Annotated in this window: 16 protein-coding genes; 8 read left to right on the top strand and 8 right to left on the bottom strand. The window is 34.8% G+C overall.

Annotation, left to right across the window (positions count from 1 at the left end; genetic code table 11):
• Positions 1–319: 319 nt before the first annotated feature.
• Genes DFQ03_RS07500 through DFQ03_RS07490 form a run of 3 tightly spaced genes read right to left on the bottom strand, consistent with a single transcriptional unit; the run spans position 320 to position 3,590 of the window.
• A complete protein-coding gene (locus DFQ03_RS07500) occupies positions 320–1,273 on the bottom strand; it encodes an AAA family ATPase (RefSeq protein ID WP_133672543.1) in 954 nt (317 codons plus the stop codon).
• Positions 1,274–1,276: 3 nt separating this feature from the next.
• Positions 1,277–2,740: a peptidylprolyl isomerase gene (locus DFQ03_RS07495; protein ID WP_394346261.1), complete on the bottom strand. Its 1,464-nt coding sequence runs from the start codon at positions 2,738–2,740 to the stop codon at positions 1,277–1,279.
• Positions 2,709–3,590, bottom strand: coding sequence for a peptidyl-prolyl cis-trans isomerase (locus tag DFQ03_RS07490; RefSeq protein ID WP_243834449.1), 882 nt, complete (start codon positions 3,588–3,590; stop codon positions 2,709–2,711). Before DFQ03_RS07490 ends, DFQ03_RS07495 begins: the two co-directional genes overlap by 32 nt.
• A 225-nt stretch (positions 3,591–3,815) precedes the next feature.
• On the opposite strand from DFQ03_RS07490, the gene DFQ03_RS07485 reads away from it, so the two are divergent.
• From DFQ03_RS07485 to DFQ03_RS07470, 4 genes are all read left to right on the top strand, one after another.
• Positions 3,816–4,055, top strand: coding sequence for a hypothetical protein (locus DFQ03_RS07485; RefSeq protein WP_133672540.1), 240 nt, complete (start codon positions 3,816–3,818; stop codon positions 4,053–4,055).
• 11 nt (positions 4,056–4,066) lie between these two features.
• Entirely contained in the window at positions 4,067–5,200 is a 1,134-nt protein-coding gene (locus tag DFQ03_RS07480) for a serine hydrolase (RefSeq protein ID WP_133672539.1), read from the top strand.
• Positions 5,201–5,216: 16 nt separating this feature from the next.
• Positions 5,217–5,960: a 23S rRNA pseudouridine(2604) synthase RluF gene (gene rluF, locus DFQ03_RS07475; protein WP_133672538.1), complete on the top strand. Its 744-nt coding sequence runs from the start codon at positions 5,217–5,219 to the stop codon at positions 5,958–5,960.
• 106 nt (positions 5,961–6,066) lie between these two features.
• A complete protein-coding gene (locus DFQ03_RS07470) occupies positions 6,067–7,380 on the top strand; it encodes a carboxypeptidase-like regulatory domain-containing protein (RefSeq protein WP_133672537.1) in 1,314 nt (437 codons plus the stop codon).
• 98 nt (positions 7,381–7,478) lie between these two features.
• Here the strand turns inward: DFQ03_RS07470 and DFQ03_RS07465 are convergent, their stop codons facing one another.
• Positions 7,479–7,970, bottom strand: coding sequence for a fasciclin domain-containing protein (locus DFQ03_RS07465; RefSeq protein ID WP_243834455.1), 492 nt, complete (start codon positions 7,968–7,970; stop codon positions 7,479–7,481).
• A gap of 299 nt (positions 7,971–8,269) precedes the next feature.
• Positions 8,270–10,480, bottom strand: coding sequence for a DNA helicase RecQ (gene recQ / locus DFQ03_RS07460; protein WP_243834448.1), 2,211 nt, complete (start codon positions 10,478–10,480; stop codon positions 8,270–8,272).
• A gap of 172 nt (positions 10,481–10,652) precedes the next feature.
• Between recQ and DFQ03_RS07455 the strand changes: the two genes are divergently transcribed.
• The 4 genes from DFQ03_RS07455 to lptB are packed head-to-tail and all read left to right on the top strand — an operon-like array spanning position 10,653 to position 13,637.
• Positions 10,653–11,630: a KpsF/GutQ family sugar-phosphate isomerase gene (locus DFQ03_RS07455; RefSeq protein ID WP_243834447.1), complete on the top strand. Its 978-nt coding sequence runs from the start codon at positions 10,653–10,655 to the stop codon at positions 11,628–11,630.
• On the top strand, positions 11,630–12,511 hold the full coding sequence (gene tatC / locus DFQ03_RS07450; protein WP_133672535.1) for a twin-arginine translocase subunit TatC: 882 nt from the start codon (positions 11,630–11,632) through the stop codon (positions 12,509–12,511). The genes DFQ03_RS07455 and tatC overlap by 1 nt, the downstream gene beginning before the upstream one ends.
• A complete protein-coding gene (locus DFQ03_RS07445) occupies positions 12,495–12,845 on the top strand; it encodes a carboxymuconolactone decarboxylase family protein (protein ID WP_133672534.1) in 351 nt (116 codons plus the stop codon). The genes tatC and DFQ03_RS07445 overlap by 17 nt, the downstream gene beginning before the upstream one ends.
• Positions 12,846–12,896: 51 nt before the next feature.
• Positions 12,897–13,637 (top strand): LPS export ABC transporter ATP-binding protein, encoded by a 741-nt coding sequence (lptB, locus tag DFQ03_RS07440; RefSeq protein ID WP_027064458.1) that lies wholly within the window; start codon positions 12,897–12,899, stop codon positions 13,635–13,637.
• Between the two features lie 12 nt (positions 13,638–13,649).
• Here lptB and DFQ03_RS07435 read toward each other — a convergent pair whose 3' ends face one another.
• From DFQ03_RS07435 to DFQ03_RS07425, 3 genes are read right to left on the bottom strand one after another with little or no spacing between them, the layout of a single operon-like run.
• Positions 13,650–14,036, bottom strand: a complete 387-nt coding sequence (locus DFQ03_RS07435) for a DUF4345 domain-containing protein (protein WP_243834446.1) — start codon at positions 14,034–14,036, stop codon at positions 13,650–13,652.
• The gene (locus DFQ03_RS07430) at positions 14,014–15,297 is read right to left on the bottom strand and encodes an MFS transporter (protein ID WP_133672532.1); all 1,284 of its coding nucleotides are present in this window, start codon (positions 15,295–15,297) and stop codon (positions 14,014–14,016) included. The genes DFQ03_RS07435 and DFQ03_RS07430 overlap by 23 nt, the downstream gene beginning before the upstream one ends.
• Positions 15,294–15,773 (bottom strand): GyrI-like domain-containing protein, encoded by a 480-nt coding sequence (locus tag DFQ03_RS07425; RefSeq protein ID WP_133672531.1) that lies wholly within the window; start codon positions 15,771–15,773, stop codon positions 15,294–15,296. The genes DFQ03_RS07430 and DFQ03_RS07425 overlap by 4 nt, the downstream gene beginning before the upstream one ends.
• Positions 15,774–15,842 lie beyond the last annotated feature (69 nt).

The raw sequence follows: 15,842 nt of genomic DNA, 5'->3' as shown, positions 1-15,842 counted from the left end.
ATATTCCTTTCTGAAGACTTGTGGATGAAAATACTATCACAAGAACTGTAACTTGACAGAAAATATTGATTATAAATTAATTATTTACCGGATAAGAATAAAGTATACTTTTCTAATAATATCAATATTAAATGTCATCTGTTCTTTAAATTTAAGTTAACGCAATTTCGTAAAATTACGTAATATAGAACGTATTTAAAATTAAATAAGTATGATTACCTGCTTTTTCTCAAATGAGGCAGAATGAGTGTAAATATCAAACAATAATGACAGCAATTTTGTTTAATTCTTTACGAAAATGGAGAAAAATAGGTATTTATTAGAGTAGTTTATCAATAATATCCTCTTCACTGATGCCTTCTGCTTCCGCTTTGTAGTTTTTAATAATACGATGACGCAGTATACCTTTGACTACGGCATGCACATCTTCAATGTCTGGAGAAAATTTACCATGAATAGCCGCATTTGCCTTTGCCCCCAAAATAAGGTTTTGAGATGCTCTAGGACCAGCTCCCCAATCTAAATATTGTTTTACGTAATCGGAAGCCGAGTCTAAGTTAGGTCTTGTACTGTTTACCAATTTTACCGCATACTCGACAACATTATCGGCAACTGGTACTCTACGTACCAAATCTTGAATAGCTAAAATATCTTTTGAATTGAATAGCGGATTAATCACTTGCTTTCTATCTGCAGTAGTATTTTTTACCACCTGAATTTCTTCTGCTACAGATGGATATTTTAATTCTATAGCGAACATAAAACGGTCCAATTGCGCCTCAGGCAAAGGGTAGGTACCCTCTTGCTCAATTGGGTTTTGAGTTGCTAATACAAAATACGGTAAATCTAATTTATGCTGATGACCGGCAATCGTTACCGCTCTTTCTTGCATAGCCTCTAAAAGTGCTGCTTGCGTTTTTGGCGGAGTTCTATTAATCTCATCTGCCAAAATAATATTTGAAAATATAGGACCTTTTATAAACTTAAAGTTTCTATTCTGATCTAATACTTCGCTACCAAGAATATCACTTGGCATTAAATCGGGTGTAAATTGTATTCTCTTAAAATCAAGACCTAATGCTTGAGCAATGGTATTCACCATTAAAGTTTTTGCCAAACCTGGTACGCCGATCAACAATGAGTGACCACCTGTGTAAATAGAAAGCAGTATCTGTTCAATAACCTCATCTTGACCTACAATGATTTTGGCTATTTCCTTTTTAAGCTCAGCATGTTTTACTACTAGGCGTTCTATTGCTGCAACGTCTGACATATATTATTCTTTTACCCAATTATTAGCGAACTCACAATCTTTGTTCTCATCGTTCACACTAATATAGGTATCTTCAATATGTTTGTCCATCCATTTTTTAATGGCGTTGTATTTCTTTTCAGTAAGTGCCAATTCTTGAATTTTGGTATAATCTTTAGAGAAATCAGCAATATGCTCATCGTATCTATTGGTGATCTTTAGAATCTTATATTTTGGTGCACCACCTCTTGGATCTTCTTCTAATACAGGATATGTTATTTCATTATCTTTCAAATTCTGAACTTGGTTGTATAACGTAGGATCCATTTTAGTCAACTCAAATTTAGAATCAAAGTTTACAGGGTTACGTAACAATCCACCATCAAATTTTGTTTCTTTCTCATCAGAGAAATTTAAAGCAGCTTCTGCAAACGTAAATTCGCCATCAATAATTTTCTTGCGAATACTATCTAACTCCGCTTTCGCTTCATCCATTACATTTTGAGATATTTCTGGTATAACCAAAATGTGTCTTAAATCTAACTCTTGACCTCTAATCTTTTCGATATAAATAATATGGTAACCAAAAGCAGTTTCAAAAGGCTCTGAAACTTCACCTTCCCTTAGACTAAAAGCCACATCTTTAAATTTCTTATCAAAACCAGTGTCTTTGGTAATACTATAAAAACCACCTTTTGATTTTGAACCGGGATCTTGAGAATATAAAATTGCTTTTACACTAAAACTAGCATCGTTGTCATCAACATCTGCCTTGATCTGATTCAATTTATCTATTACCTTTTGTTTTTCTTCTTCCGATGGTTCTGGCTCTTTAGTAATCTGGGCAATCTCTAACTCAGCACCAAATACCGGACGTTCATCTTCAGGAATTTTATTAAAGAACTGACGCACCTCTTCAGGTGTAATTTCAATTTCTTTAATTATATCTTGTTGCATACGCTCAGATAGCATACGTAACTTGTTTATTTTATAAAGCTCTTCTCTAAAAGTAGCTTCATCCACTTTTTTGTAATACTTCAGCACCTTGTCCATAGAACCGATCTGTTGCACCAAAGACTGTAATTGACGATCACCGGTAGCATTTACCTCATCATCAGATACCAAAATACTATCTTGAACTGCTTGGTTAGCGTACAAACGATCTTCCATCAACTTTCCTAAAAGTCCACAATGGGTAATATCTTCCGTAGATGCACCTTGACTTTTAAGATCAATAAGTGTTTTTTCAATATCAGAATCTAAGATTACGTAATCGCCAACAACAGCGGCGATACCATCTAGTTTAATTCTTTTAAAATTAATTGAAGAGTCTTTCTTCACGGGGGCTGCTTCTGCTATAGTTTCCATCGGCTCAGCTTCATTAGCCGATTCGCTTGGTATAGAATCTTGTGCTGTTGCAATTCCGGAGAACAGCAAAGCTGCAACTATGTAAATACTATTTTTTGTTTTCGAAAACTTCAAATTCATTATCCTTGATTGCTTCATCTAATAATTCGGTTTCTAATTTGCGCAGGTAGTCCATTTTTCTACGACTCAATAATACTTGTTCAATAGTAGGCTTAATAAAAGATAACGGTGCAATGTCATTAACATCCTTCGTTTCTTCTATTTTTCCCAAATATACCCCGATTGAATCCTCCAATTCAAAAAATTGTGAATTTTTTAAGTACTTATTGGCATTGTCTGCTGTAATTGGGGGTATTTCTTCGAATATTCTAGTGTATCGCACCCATATAGAATCGTTAAAATTCAATTTAGTGAATTGAACACCAATAGAATCTAAATACCGAATGTCATCTTTTTTAAATCTTTTTAACCGCTTAGCAACCTCATCTTGATCTAAAAAGCCTTTTGGCAGTGCAACAAAACGTATCCTTGCAATTTGCTCTTTCAGTTTAAAATTCTCTTTTGCATTCTCGTAAAACGAACTTAATTGCTCATCTGTAATAACTGAATCGGTTGCCTGTGCCACCAATGCCTCTTTATAAACCCTAGTATACAGCTCAGTTCTATAATCATCTACCAGCGCATTGTATTCTGCCAGTTTTTCTTCTGATAAGTTAATCTTAGCCTTAGATAGTAACAATTGTTTAGAAGCCCAATTATTTATATAGTTGATAGCAAAAGAAGCACTATCGCCTTTAGTCATATTTTCAGTTAATAACGGCTCTAGGTCATCTTCGTATAAAAAAGACTCACCTACCCTGGCAATGACCTTCTTCTCTTCATCTTTCTTAAAAAGACCGTCACATGAAATAAAGACAATAGATATTAGCCCGATAGTTACTATAGGGAATAATTTACGGAGTAAAAACATTGATTTCTTAAAAAACATCGAGCAAAAATAGTAATATCCAAATCGTGTGCAAATGCTTAATGATTTACTTAACACGTTTTTAGGGCTTACAAGATATAACAAATAGCTAATAATCAATTAAAAATAGCGATTCACAAAATAGCAATCTCGCTTGAAACTGATTATAAACTGCCATTTTTTAGCTAAATTTGTGTACTTTATTTTATAATCAAACACTACAAATTTTTGAACCGACAGATAAAACTAATATGGGATTTTAGAGGTCCTGCAGCATTAAAAACGGCAGAACATCATGTTAAGCATTTGAATGAATTCATAGCTGTGGAAAAAACCGCTTTAAATATCACAGGTTTTAAAGAACTTAATGACATGTATAGCATTGCTTTCATGGTTGTTGAAGAAAAAGAGATGATTACGGTAAGAGATTTATTAAAACCTCATCGTGGAGAAGTCTATACTCCATAAAACATACTAATATGAAGCACTTTCTTCTGTTTATATGTTGTATTCTTTTGTCTTCTTGCGCTCAAGAGAAGCAGAATTTAAATTTTCTTGAAGTTGCCCTATCTTCAGACGACTCTAGAATAAAAAGAGTTATGGATAGCATTGAAGACTATCAAGTTCAAATTAGATATACACAAATTGATAGAAGAAATGACAGTGTTGTATTTACCGACTATGATTTTCAAGTAAACGATAGCATGTATTTTTATCCGGCGAGCACGGTTAAATTCCCAACTGCCGTACTAGCATTAGAAAAGCTTAACCAAATAGATAGCTTAAGTATAAAAACCAAATATTATATAGAAGGCGATACCATTGAAAGTACGGTTGCCAAAGATGTATCTGACATTTTTGCAATTAGCGATAATTTAGCAAACAATAGATTGGTAGAGTTTTTAGGATTCGAAGCCATTAATCAGAATTTAAAGAAAAAGGGAATATCTCCTATTAGACTTAGCCACAGATTAGGATATCATTCAGATGACTTAAGAACCAAGCCCTTAATTATTTATTTAAACGACTCAACAACGGGCATCACTAAATCTTTACTGAACAAAACACCTAAGAAGCTAGAACTTTTAGAAATAGAAAAGGGAATAGGTTTTTATGAAGATGATGAGCTAATTGAAGATCCATTCGATTTTAGTCAAAAAAACTACTACCCTATTTCATCGCAACACAACCTATTGAAAAGAGTAGTATTTCCAGAGAATTTTGATTCATCGGAACGTTTTGACATTAATACCGAACAACGAACACATCTTCTAAAAGCAATGCATACCGTACCTCAAAAAGTCGGTTATGACCCAGCAACATATTACGATGGCTATTGTAAATTTTTCATGTATGGCGATACTAAGAAAGACATACCAGAGCACATTAAAATTTATAATAAAGTAGGTTTTGCCTATGGCACGCTAACCGACTGCGCATATATAAAGGACACAGAAAAGAGTATCGACTTTCTATTAACTGCAACAATTTTAGCAAACAAAGATGGTATTTTTAATGACGACGCTTATGAGTATGACGAAATCGGAATTCCGTTTTTAGCACAATTAGGACGAGAGATTTACCTACAAGAAGTAATTCGTAAACAACAATAGAAACAGCAAGCTGACTATGCAAGACAATGCCAATAAAACAAGGATAAACAAATACCTCAGTGAAGCAGGTTATTGCTCACGTAGAGCTGCAGATAAGCTTATTGAACAAGGCAGAGTAACTATTAATGGAGAAGTACCCGAAATGGGAACTAAAATTTCAGCTGGCGATGTTGTTAAAGTAGATGGCGAATTAATAAAAGAACCGAAAGGAAAATCTACGTATTTGGCATTCAACAAACCAATAGGCATTGTTTGTACTACAGACACCGGAGTTGAAAAAGATAACATTATAGATTACATCAACTACCCGAAGCGTATTTTCCCTATCGGAAGACTTGACAAACCTAGTGAAGGCCTCATATTCTTAACCGATGATGGTGATATCGTTAATAAAATTTTACGTGCCCGTAACAATCACGAGAAAGAATATTTGGTAACGGTAGACAAACCTATTACTACAGATTTTTTAAATAGAATGCGAAAAGGAATTCCTATTCTAGACCAAGTAACAAGAGAATGTGAAGTTTTTAAAGTGAGTACATATCAATTCCGTATCATTCTTACTCAAGGTCTTAACAGACAAATTCGTAGAATGTGCGAATATTTAGATTATAGGGTCAAGAAATTGAAACGGATTAGAATCATGAATGTTAAGTTAGATGTTCCCGTTGGTAAATGGAGAGATTTAACAGAAGACGAATTGAAAGAAATAAATAGATTGGTTAGCACGTCATCAAAAACATTTGATAGTAATAAATAGTTACGCAATCAGTACTTTTTCTCTTTTCGATCATCTCCGTTAATTTAAGCATAAACAAGGTGCTTAATTAACTAAAAATCATTATCTTAAAACAAAAAGCTACACTATGTCAAAAAAAATTCACACCGTTATTAGACACTATAGTCTAAAGTATCTATTAATACTTTTTCTATTTGCAGGATCAGGTCTCAATTCTGTTTTTGCCCAAACAATCAATTACACCGAATATACTGGCGAAGTAATAGATGCAGATAGTAAGAAACCATTAATTTTCGCTACACTTACCGTAGACAACACCAATGTAACCACTATCACCAACTCAGAAGGACAGTTTTCACTTAAAGTCCCAAATGAGTATTCAGAGAACAAACTAACAATTGCTTTTTTAGGATACAAAACAAAACAGATTGCTATTACAGATTTAAAGGAGGAGAAGAACAAAATCTTAATGACAGAATTTGTGATGGCATTACCTGAAGCTAATATTGATGCCCCTAATGATGCAGAAGCACTAGTAAAAGAAACATTGAACAGAAAAGGCGACAACTACTTAAATGAAAGTACTGTAATGACTGCCTTTTACCGAGAAACCATTAAAAAGAGAAGAACAAATGTGAGTCTTTCTGAAGCGGTAGTGAACATTTATAAAACTCCATACTCTTCTAATAAGACTGATGCTCTAGAGCTTTACAAAGCGCGTAAAAGCACTGACTACACTAAGTTAGATACTGTAGCTCTAAAACTTCAGGGAGGTCCGTTCAACACTTTATTTGTTGATATGGTAAAATACCCTAAATATATCTTTACCGAAGAAACCTTAAACTACTATGATTTCTCTTTTGACACTTCTACACGTGTAAATAATCAGCTAATTTATGTTATCAATTTTAAACAAAAGCCTGAAATAATCGACCAATTATATAACGGCAAATTATATATCGATGCTGAAAACAAGATTCTGACCAGCGCTATTTACTCTCTTAATATTACGGATAAAAGATTGGCTTCTCAAATGTTCGTCAGAAGAAAGCCTAAAAATGCTGAAGTGTGGCCAACAGAAGTATCGTATCGCGTAGATTACAGAGAAAAAGATGGTAAATGGTATTACGGGTATAGTAATGTATTATTAGAATTCAAAATCAATTGGGACAAACGTTTGTTCAATTCCGTATACAGCATGAACTGTGAAATGGCCATTACAGATTGGGAAAAAAATACTGATAATGCCTTTCCAAAATATAAAGATAGAATGAAGTCTTCTATTATATTAAGTGATGAAGCTATTGGTTTTGCTGATCCAGATTTCTGGGGAGAATACAATATTATTGAACCAGAAAAATCTATAGAATCTGCCATCAAAAAAATACAAAGACAATTACGAAAAGATAAATCAAGTAACCGCGGTACAGCTGCTCGTTAGAAAATTTTAAAAGCTTAAAGTAGCGTTTAGAAAAAATCCCTTTGCCATTCTATTATAAGAATTACAAAGGGATTTTTATTACAAGTAATTTGATTTACTTATTTTGGCATTACCACAGCATCTATTGCATGAATAACTCCATTGCTAGCAGCAACATCAGCTATTATTACAGTGACCATATTTCCTTTTTCGTCTTCTAACATTACTTTATCACCATTCAATGATAAAATGATTGTACCACCCTGTACCGTCTTTACAGCGAAAGAACCGTTGTTATCTGTAATAGCTTTGATAACATCTGCAGCTGCATACTTACCAGATACCACATGGTACGTTAACAAACCACTCAACGCATCTTTACTGCTCGGCTCTAACAAAGATTCAACAGTACCAGCAGGTAAAGCCTCGAATGCACTGTTTACAGGAGCAAATACCGTAAACGGACCTTCGCTGCTTAATGTTTCTACCAAATCAGCAGCTGTAACCGCTGCAACCAAAGTTGTAAAATTTTCATTACCTACCGCTACATCTACAATAGTTTCAGACTGGGCAGAAATAGTTGTTGCGAATAACGCTAGAGCACTTAACATTGTAATTTTTAAAATTTTCATAGTTCTTTTTTTTTAGATTTCTGTAAATGTAGTACGGAAGTAAAGTAGATTATCTTAAATTTTGTTTAAATTTTAAATAAAAAAGTTAAACAAAATATAATGTATTAAATATCAATTGATTATGAGTGAAAATAAAAACCAAAGTATGGTTTATCTAAAATAGACGAAATAAAAAAAGTCCAGTATAAATAGAAAATTGTGTTCTATCTATACTAGACTTCCAATAAATATACATTTAATCAACTTAAGAAAAATAGAACTTAAGCGTATGATAGTGATTAATTCGCTACTTCACTAATAAATTTTAAGCGGTACAATCTCAATTCTTCTTCTTCATATTCACCATCAAATTCAGACATCGCTTCTTCTAAATCGTCTGTGTCAGATTCTAAAAAATATTCATGAATCTCTTCTTGCTGATCTTCATCTAAGATATCATCAATCCAATAATTAAGATTTAACCTAGTACCACTGTATACAATCTGTTCCATCTCTTTGATCAAATCCGGAATTTCTAATCCTTTAGAAGAAGCAATATCAGACAGCGGTAATTTTCTATCTACATTTTGTATCACATATAATTTCAAAGCAGAATTTGCACCTGTACTTTTAACTACAAGGTCATCTGGTCTTATAATTTCATTTTCCTCAACATACGTATTAATAAAAGCTAGAAAAGGCTTACCATATTTTTTCGCTTTACCCTCACCTACACCATGAACATTTAATAACTCTTCATGCGATATCGGGTATTTCAAAGCCATATCGTCCAATGATGGATCTTGAAATACTACAAATGGCGGTACACCTAATTTCTTGGCCTGAGCCTTTCGTAAATCTTTTAATTGTTTCAATAACTTCTCATCGGCAATACCACCAGATTTTGCGGCACCAACTATAGCATTATCATTCTCAGCATTATACACATGATCTTTAGTCATCATAAAAGATGATGGTTTAGCCAAAAATTCCTTACCATTATCAGTAACATGCAATACTCCGTATTGCTCTATCTCTTTCCTTAGAAGTCCTGCAACCAATGTCTGGCGAATAAGCGCCATCCAATAGCTTTTATCTTTATCGGAACCAATTCCAAAAAAGTCCTTTTCATTGGTTTTATGTGATGAGATAATGGCATTAGTTTTTCCACGTAAAGTATTAACAATCTCCTTTGACTTAAATTTTTCACTAGTACCAGTTACCACTTTAAGCAGCTTCTCAACATTATCTTTAGCTTCTTCTTTTTCTTTAGGATTTCGGGTATTATCATCCATTTCGGCACCTTCACCATTGACCTCGTCAAATTCCTCACCAAAATAATGAAGCATAAACTTACGCCTAGACATAGAGGTTTCGGCATACGCCACCACTTCTTGTAATAGAGCATTACCTATTTCTTGTTCAGCAACTGGTTTGCCCGACATGAACTTCTCTAGCTTCTCAATATCTTTATAAGAATAATAGGCCAAACAATGTCCTTCACCACCATCACGACCAGCTCTACCGGTTTCTTGATAGTAACTCTCGATACTTTTCGGAATATCATGGTGAATTACAAAACGTACATCTGGCTTATCAATCCCCATACCAAAGGCAATGGTTGCAACTACCACATCTACATCTTCCATCAAGAACATATCTTGATATTTTGATCTTGTTTTAGCATCGAATCCTGCATGATATGGCACGGCGCTTACGCCGTTTACCTGCAACACTTGCGCTAATTCCTCCACCTTTTTACGGCTTAGGCAATATATAATTCCTGATTTACCAGAATTTTGTTTTACAAAACGGATGATATCTGCCTCAATATTTTCTGTTTTGGTACGTACTTCATAAAAAAGATTAGGGCGGTTAAATGAAGCTTTAAAAAGCTTTGCACCACCTATACCTAGATTCTTTATGATATCTTCTTGAACTTTTGGAGTCGCCGTAGCGGTTAGCCCAATAATAGGAATATTATCTCCCAATCGTTCTACTATAGATTTGAGATTTCTATACTCAGGTCTAAAGTCATGACCCCATTCAGATATACAATGTGCTTCATCTACCGCAACAAAAGAAACGGTAACGGAGCGCAAGAACTCAACATTCTCTTCTTTTGTCAGCGATTCTGGTGCAACGTATAACAACTTGGTAACACCATCCGTTATATCTTGCTTTACCTGCTTTATCTCCCCCTTGTTTAAAGAGGAATTTAGAACATGGGCAATTCCTATTTCAGAAGACACTCCACGAATGGCATCTACCTGGTTCTTCATCAAAGCGATCAATGGGGATACAATAATTGCCGTACCCTCTTGCATAAGCGCCGGTAATTGATAGCACATTGATTTACCACCACCTGTAGGCATAATTACAAACGTGTTATTCTGTCTTAAAACATTCTTGATTACTTCTTCCTGAAGTCCTTTAAACTGAGAAAAACCGAAATATTTTTTTAAAGAGGAATGTAAATCGATATTGTCAAATTCTTTACTGTCTGTCACATTTTACATTTAAGGGGACACTACTTACTTTTAAATTTATAAGTGAACAAAATTATAAAATACCAAGCTTGGCGTTTCTAAATTATTATGCGATAATCAGCATTTAAAATTAAGTTTGTTTAATTTTGTCATCTTAAAGATAATACATTCTTTTAGGAATACAATCCATAATTTGAATAATAGATTGATTGCAACGGACACCATTATTGGCTTAGCGAAAAAAACCATTGAAACTGAGCGTGATGCTATAGCAAAACTTTCCGCACTTTTAACCAATGATTTTGCTAGTATCGTAAACTGCATTATTGAAGCAAAAGGACGCGTCATAATTTCCGGTATTGGAAAGAGCGCTATCATTGCCACCAAAATTGTAGCTACTCTGAATTCTACGGGTACTCCCGCAATTTTTATGCATGCCGGCGATGCTATCCACGGAGACTTGGGAACCGTACAAGAAAATGATGTTGTTATCTGCATTTCTAACAGCGGAAATACACCAGAAATAAAGATGTTGGTTCCACTGATAAAAAGAGGTACAAATAAGCTAATAGCCATGACAGGGAACACTGATTCTTTTTTGGCAAAACAAGCTGATTTTATTCTAAATACTCATGTTGACAAGGAAGCTTGCCCTAACGGACTAGCACCTACAACAAGTACTACAGCCCAATTAGTTATGGGCGATGCCCTTGCAATTGTTCTTTTGGAAATTAAAGGTTTCAGTAGTTCAGATTTTGCAAAATACCACCCAGGTGGATCTCTAGGAAAGAGATTATATTTAAAAGTAGCAGACCTAGTAAGCAAAAACCAAGTGCCTCAAGTTCAAAAAGATGAAGAGGTAAAAAAAGTAATCGTAGAAATCTCTAAAAAAATGTTAGGGGTAACTGCTGTTCTTGATGGCGAAAAAGTTGTTGGTATCGTAACTGATGGCGATATTAGACGCATGCTAAACAAGCATGATAATATTAAAGGGTTAACTGCCAAAGACATCATGACCACAAACCCTAAAACCATACCTGCAAATACTCTGGCTATTAAAGCTTTGGAGCACATGCAAAAAAAGGGAATATCACAATTGTTGGCCATGGATAAGGATACCTATGTTGGTGTTATCCATTTACATAATTTAATAAACGAAGGTATTTTATAATGAGTTCCAAAACTACCACGCCACCAAACGAGATGTCGTTTCTTGATCATCTAGAAGAATTAAGATGGCACTTAATTAGATCCGTATTAGCTGTTGTTATCATTGGAAGTGTTGCCTTTTTGATGAAAGGTTTCATCTTCGATACGATTATTTTCGGACCTAAGAATATGGATTTTCCAACGTATCGCTTTTTTTGTGATATCGCTACGTGGTTAAATAAAGTACAATCTTTTACAGTAATAGATTCCTCTTTTTGTGGTGATGAATTCCCATTCTCTATACAGAGTCGCGAAATGGGCGGACAGTTTTCTGCCCACATCTGGACTTCTATTTGGGCTGGTGTAATTCTTGGATTTCCCTACATTCTATATGAAATGTGGAAATTTATTAGTCCGGGGCTTCATGCAAATGAACGCAAGAACTCCCGCGGATTTATACTAATCGCCTCCATCTTATTTTTTATTGGTGTTTTATTCGGCTACTATATCGTAGCTCCACTTTCTATTAACTTCTTAGGATCTTATGTTGTAAGTGACTCCGTCTTAAACGAATTCGATTTAGATTCTTACATAGGCACACTAAAAATATCTGTACTTGCTTGTGGTATTTTATTCGAGTTACCGATTGTCATTTTCTTTTTGACCAAAGTAGGTTTGGTTACGCCAGAATTAATGAAAAAGTACCGAAAAATTGCTTTGGTAGTTGTTTTGATACTTTCTGCGGTAATTACCCCACCAGATGTTACAAGTCAAATTATAGTTGCCATACCGGTAATAGTACTATACCAGATTAGTATATTTATATCTGGAATGGTATTGAGAAAAGAAAGAAGAAAAGCTGAAAAAGAAAAAAAGAAAAATAAAAATGTCAAACCAAATTGAAGAATTTAATGCCTACCGTTCTAAGATGAACGATAAGTTATTGGCTGATAACAATAAAATTGTAAAACGCATATTTAATTTAGATACCAATGCCTTTGCTGCTGGTGCGTTAGATGTAAAGACCAAAGAGTTATTAGGTCTTGTAGCATCAACAGTATTACGTTGCGATGATTGTGTTAAGTATCACTTGGAAAGTTCTTATAACGAAGGTGTTTCTAAAGAAGAAATCATGGAAACTTTGAGTATAGCAACCTTGGTTGGTGGTACTATTGTAATTCCGCATTTAAGAAGAGCCTATGAATATTGGGAAGAATTAGAAAACCTACAAGGTTAAAAAATCGCCAATTACTTTTCTAACAGACCAATAACCAATAGATTTGAAAACATGAAGTTACGTGCCGACAATATAATGAAGTCCTACAGAGGTCGTAGGGTGGTTAAAGGAATTTCTCTTGAGGTAAACCAAGGTGAAATTGTAGGATTACTAGGACCAAACGGTGCTGGTAAAACAACCTCCTTTTACATGATTGTTGGTCTTATAAAACCAAATGGTGGCAGTATCTATTTAGATGATATGGAGATCACCAAATTCCCCATGTATAAAAGAGCTCAAAATGGTATTGGATATCTGGCGCAAGAAGCATCGGTCTTTAGAAAGCTAAGTATAGAAAAGAATATTCTGAGTGTACTTCAATTGACCAAATTGAGCAAAAAAGAGCAACACATGAAAATGGAGTCGCTAATTGAAGAATTTGGTCTAGGTCACATTCGTAAAAGTCGTGGTGATTTATTATCTGGTGGTGAGCGAAGAAGAACTGAAATTGCACGTGCTTTGGCTACCGATCCAAAATTCATTCTACTTGATGAGCCATTCGCAGGGGTTGACCCTGTAGCTGTAGAGGACATACAGCGTATTGTAGCGCAGTTAAAAGACAAAAACATTGGTATACTTATTACCGATCACAACGTTCAAGAAACGCTTGCTATTACAGAGCGTTCTTACCTGATGTTCGAAGGTGGCATTCTAAAGTCTGGTGAACCTGAAGAATTGGCTGCCGATGAAATGGTACGTAAAGTATACTTAGGTCAAAACTTTGAACTTCGTAAAAAGAAATTAGATTTCTAAAGAGTACTACAGCTACTCTATTTCCGTATACTTTTTGAGATTATAAAATCCCCATCCGAAAAATATTAATTCTAAAAATAATGCTGGAGTAAATAGCGGTGATACGCCGTCAAAGATTGTACTTATTATTCTACCAAATGAAATTCCGCCCATAAAGAGCATATTACTTAAGGTTGCTCCATACCAAAGTTTCGTTTTATAGGACCCCAATATCCAAAACAGCCCTACACCCATATAAATACCCATTACCGCACGCAGCATATTCTTTAGCTCTAAATCAACCACTTCAAAACCTAAGAGTTCAGGCATAATATAGGTAGGGTGACCACCATAGACTATACCGGCTATGATGACTATGACTCCGGATAATAATAAATTAAGATTTTTTGGATTCGTCATTGAATGGTTTGCCATAAAGTTGAAAATATCTGAACCCCGCTATTGCTCCAATAAAAGAAAATACAGCTAGCATATAAAATACATGTTGATGTCCTTTTAAGCCGGGTGATGCATCTAATAAATAACCCATTGCGGGGCCAGCAAAAATATCAGGAGTATACCCTATCAGTGAAATTAAACCTACCGCAGTACCTGTTAACACCAACGGAATCTTACCGCTTTGCATGACGGCGAAGTATAACGAACGAATGGCATAAACCCCTAATGCCACAATCATAATAGAGAATAAGAATATAAAATAAGAAACATCTGAAACCATTCCTGAAGCAAATATTAAGGAGCCCACCACCGCTATTACAAAACCGATCAATAAAAACAGGCTTGGTCTAGAGCGATCTGCAATTACCCCTATAAAAACGCCAACAATAGGTCTTACGAATAATAAGAATGTACCTACTTCTGCAGATTCTACCTCATTGTACAACATAACATCTTGCGCATAAAGCGAAAAAACATCGGTGATTTTATACCCTACATAAGCACATAAAATAATAATCATCAATAGTAAAACCGAAGGTAAACGAAGTACTTCTTTAATTTGGGAAATAGTAATTTTTTCAATAACAATCTCATTTTCAATACTTGCAGGTAATCGCATAAAAAACCACACCAAAACTCCTACAATAGAAACTATAGCTGATGAAGTCAATATCACATACCTAAAGGCAAACCTACTTTCTTCTAAAGAGGCTACTTCCAAATCTGCCGACATAAAATGAGAAAAGACAAGTACGCCCAACGTCCCAAAAAGTGCGCCTACCAAACCTCTCCCCCCATCTAAAAATCCGAAAGCTTTCCCTTGAGAACTTTGACCGCCCCAAACACGAGTTGCTTTTATCATAGGTGACCAAAAGAGAAATATCGTCGTGAACCCCCAAAAGCCATAAAGTAATTGTAGGGTAAAATAATCAGGAAAAGTAGCAAAAACCAATCCGCCCAAAGCGGTCATCCAAAGTGCTATAGCTATCAATTTTCTTGGCTGAAATTTATCCGCCAAAGGTCCGCCCAATAAGTAGGAAACCAAAGCAACAAAACCATATACAGAGAAGCATAAACCCAACGAAACATTATCAAGCTCAAAAACCTTTAAAACGGTTGGTCTAAAAACGCGTTGTAAAACAAAGGGTAAAATAAAGACACTCTCCCCTGCTAAAATCAGCAATAATAAATAATACCAAGGGGCTTTTTCGGAGTCTTTCATTTTGCTTTTATCGGAATCCACACTTCTTCTTCTGAATCGGGATCATTGTTTTTATATCTAGAACCCAACACTTCAAAATGTTGACGGTCATCTAAATTATAATCAGATTTAACTATCCATTCCTCATAAATATATTGAAAAAAAGCTTGTAAGTTCTGTGCGGTCCCCTTGTAATTGAATACGGCAAATAGTCCGCCATCCAAAACAAGCCCATTCATTCCTTCAGGAACAGAATTGAAATCTTCAACCTCAACACAAGCCCACTTCACATACTTTGTAATAGGAGAAAATTCCTGAAAATAGTTAGCAGGGTATTCTTGCAAGGAAATAAAATCATCAGAAGACCTATTGACAATTTCTGAGCTTCGTTGTCTAAAGTTTTTCCAAAGTTCAGAAGTTCTATTATCCACCAAACTCATCTCGGTAGATAATCCGACCACTTTTTTCTCTTTAAGCCTAACGATTTTCGGGGTCATATTATTCATGCTAATCGTCAAACTTAAGGAAATCATTCAGAATCTAGAAAATTGACCAACTCCAATTAT

Source organism: Maribacter caenipelagi, from assembly GCF_004364175.1.
In the GTDB taxonomy this organism is placed as follows: domain Bacteria; phylum Bacteroidota; class Bacteroidia; order Flavobacteriales; family Flavobacteriaceae; genus Maribacter; species Maribacter caenipelagi.
This window is presented reverse-complemented; position numbering and strand designations above follow the sequence as displayed.

Bases quoted from the DNA above. Each gene is read 5' to 3' on its own strand.
- DFQ03_RS07435 (WP_243834446.1), bottom strand. From the start codon at position 14,036: ATGACGAATCCAAAAAATCTTAATTTATTATTATCCGGAGTCATAGTC.
- DFQ03_RS07430 (WP_133672532.1), bottom strand. From the start codon at position 15,297: ATGAAAGACTCCGAAAAAGCCCCTTGGTATTATTTATTATTGCTGATT.
- rluF (WP_133672538.1), top strand. From the start codon at position 5,217: ATGCAAGACAATGCCAATAAAACAAGGATAAACAAATACCTCAGTGAA.
- DFQ03_RS07495 (WP_394346261.1), bottom strand. From the start codon at position 2,740: ATGAATTTGAAGTTTTCGAAAACAAAAAATAGTATTTACATAGTTGCA.
- tatC (WP_133672535.1), top strand. From the start codon at position 11,630: ATGAGTTCCAAAACTACCACGCCACCAAACGAGATGTCGTTTCTTGAT.
- DFQ03_RS07425 (WP_133672531.1), bottom strand. From the start codon at position 15,773: ATGACCCCGAAAATCGTTAGGCTTAAAGAGAAAAAAGTGGTCGGATTA.
- DFQ03_RS07445 (WP_133672534.1), top strand. From the start codon at position 12,495: ATGTCAAACCAAATTGAAGAATTTAATGCCTACCGTTCTAAGATGAAC.
- DFQ03_RS07480 (WP_133672539.1), top strand. From the start codon at position 4,067: ATGAAGCACTTTCTTCTGTTTATATGTTGTATTCTTTTGTCTTCTTGC.
- DFQ03_RS07465 (WP_243834455.1), bottom strand. From the start codon at position 7,970: ATGTTAAGTGCTCTAGCGTTATTCGCAACAACTATTTCTGCCCAGTCT.
- DFQ03_RS07490 (WP_243834449.1), bottom strand. From the start codon at position 3,590: ATGTTTTTACTCCGTAAATTATTCCCTATAGTAACTATCGGGCTAATA.
- lptB (WP_027064458.1), top strand. From the start codon at position 12,897: ATGAAGTTACGTGCCGACAATATAATGAAGTCCTACAGAGGTCGTAGG.
- DFQ03_RS07470 (WP_133672537.1), top strand. From the start codon at position 6,067: ATGTCAAAAAAAATTCACACCGTTATTAGACACTATAGTCTAAAGTAT.
- DFQ03_RS07500 (WP_133672543.1), bottom strand. From the start codon at position 1,273: ATGTCAGACGTTGCAGCAATAGAACGCCTAGTAGTAAAACATGCTGAG.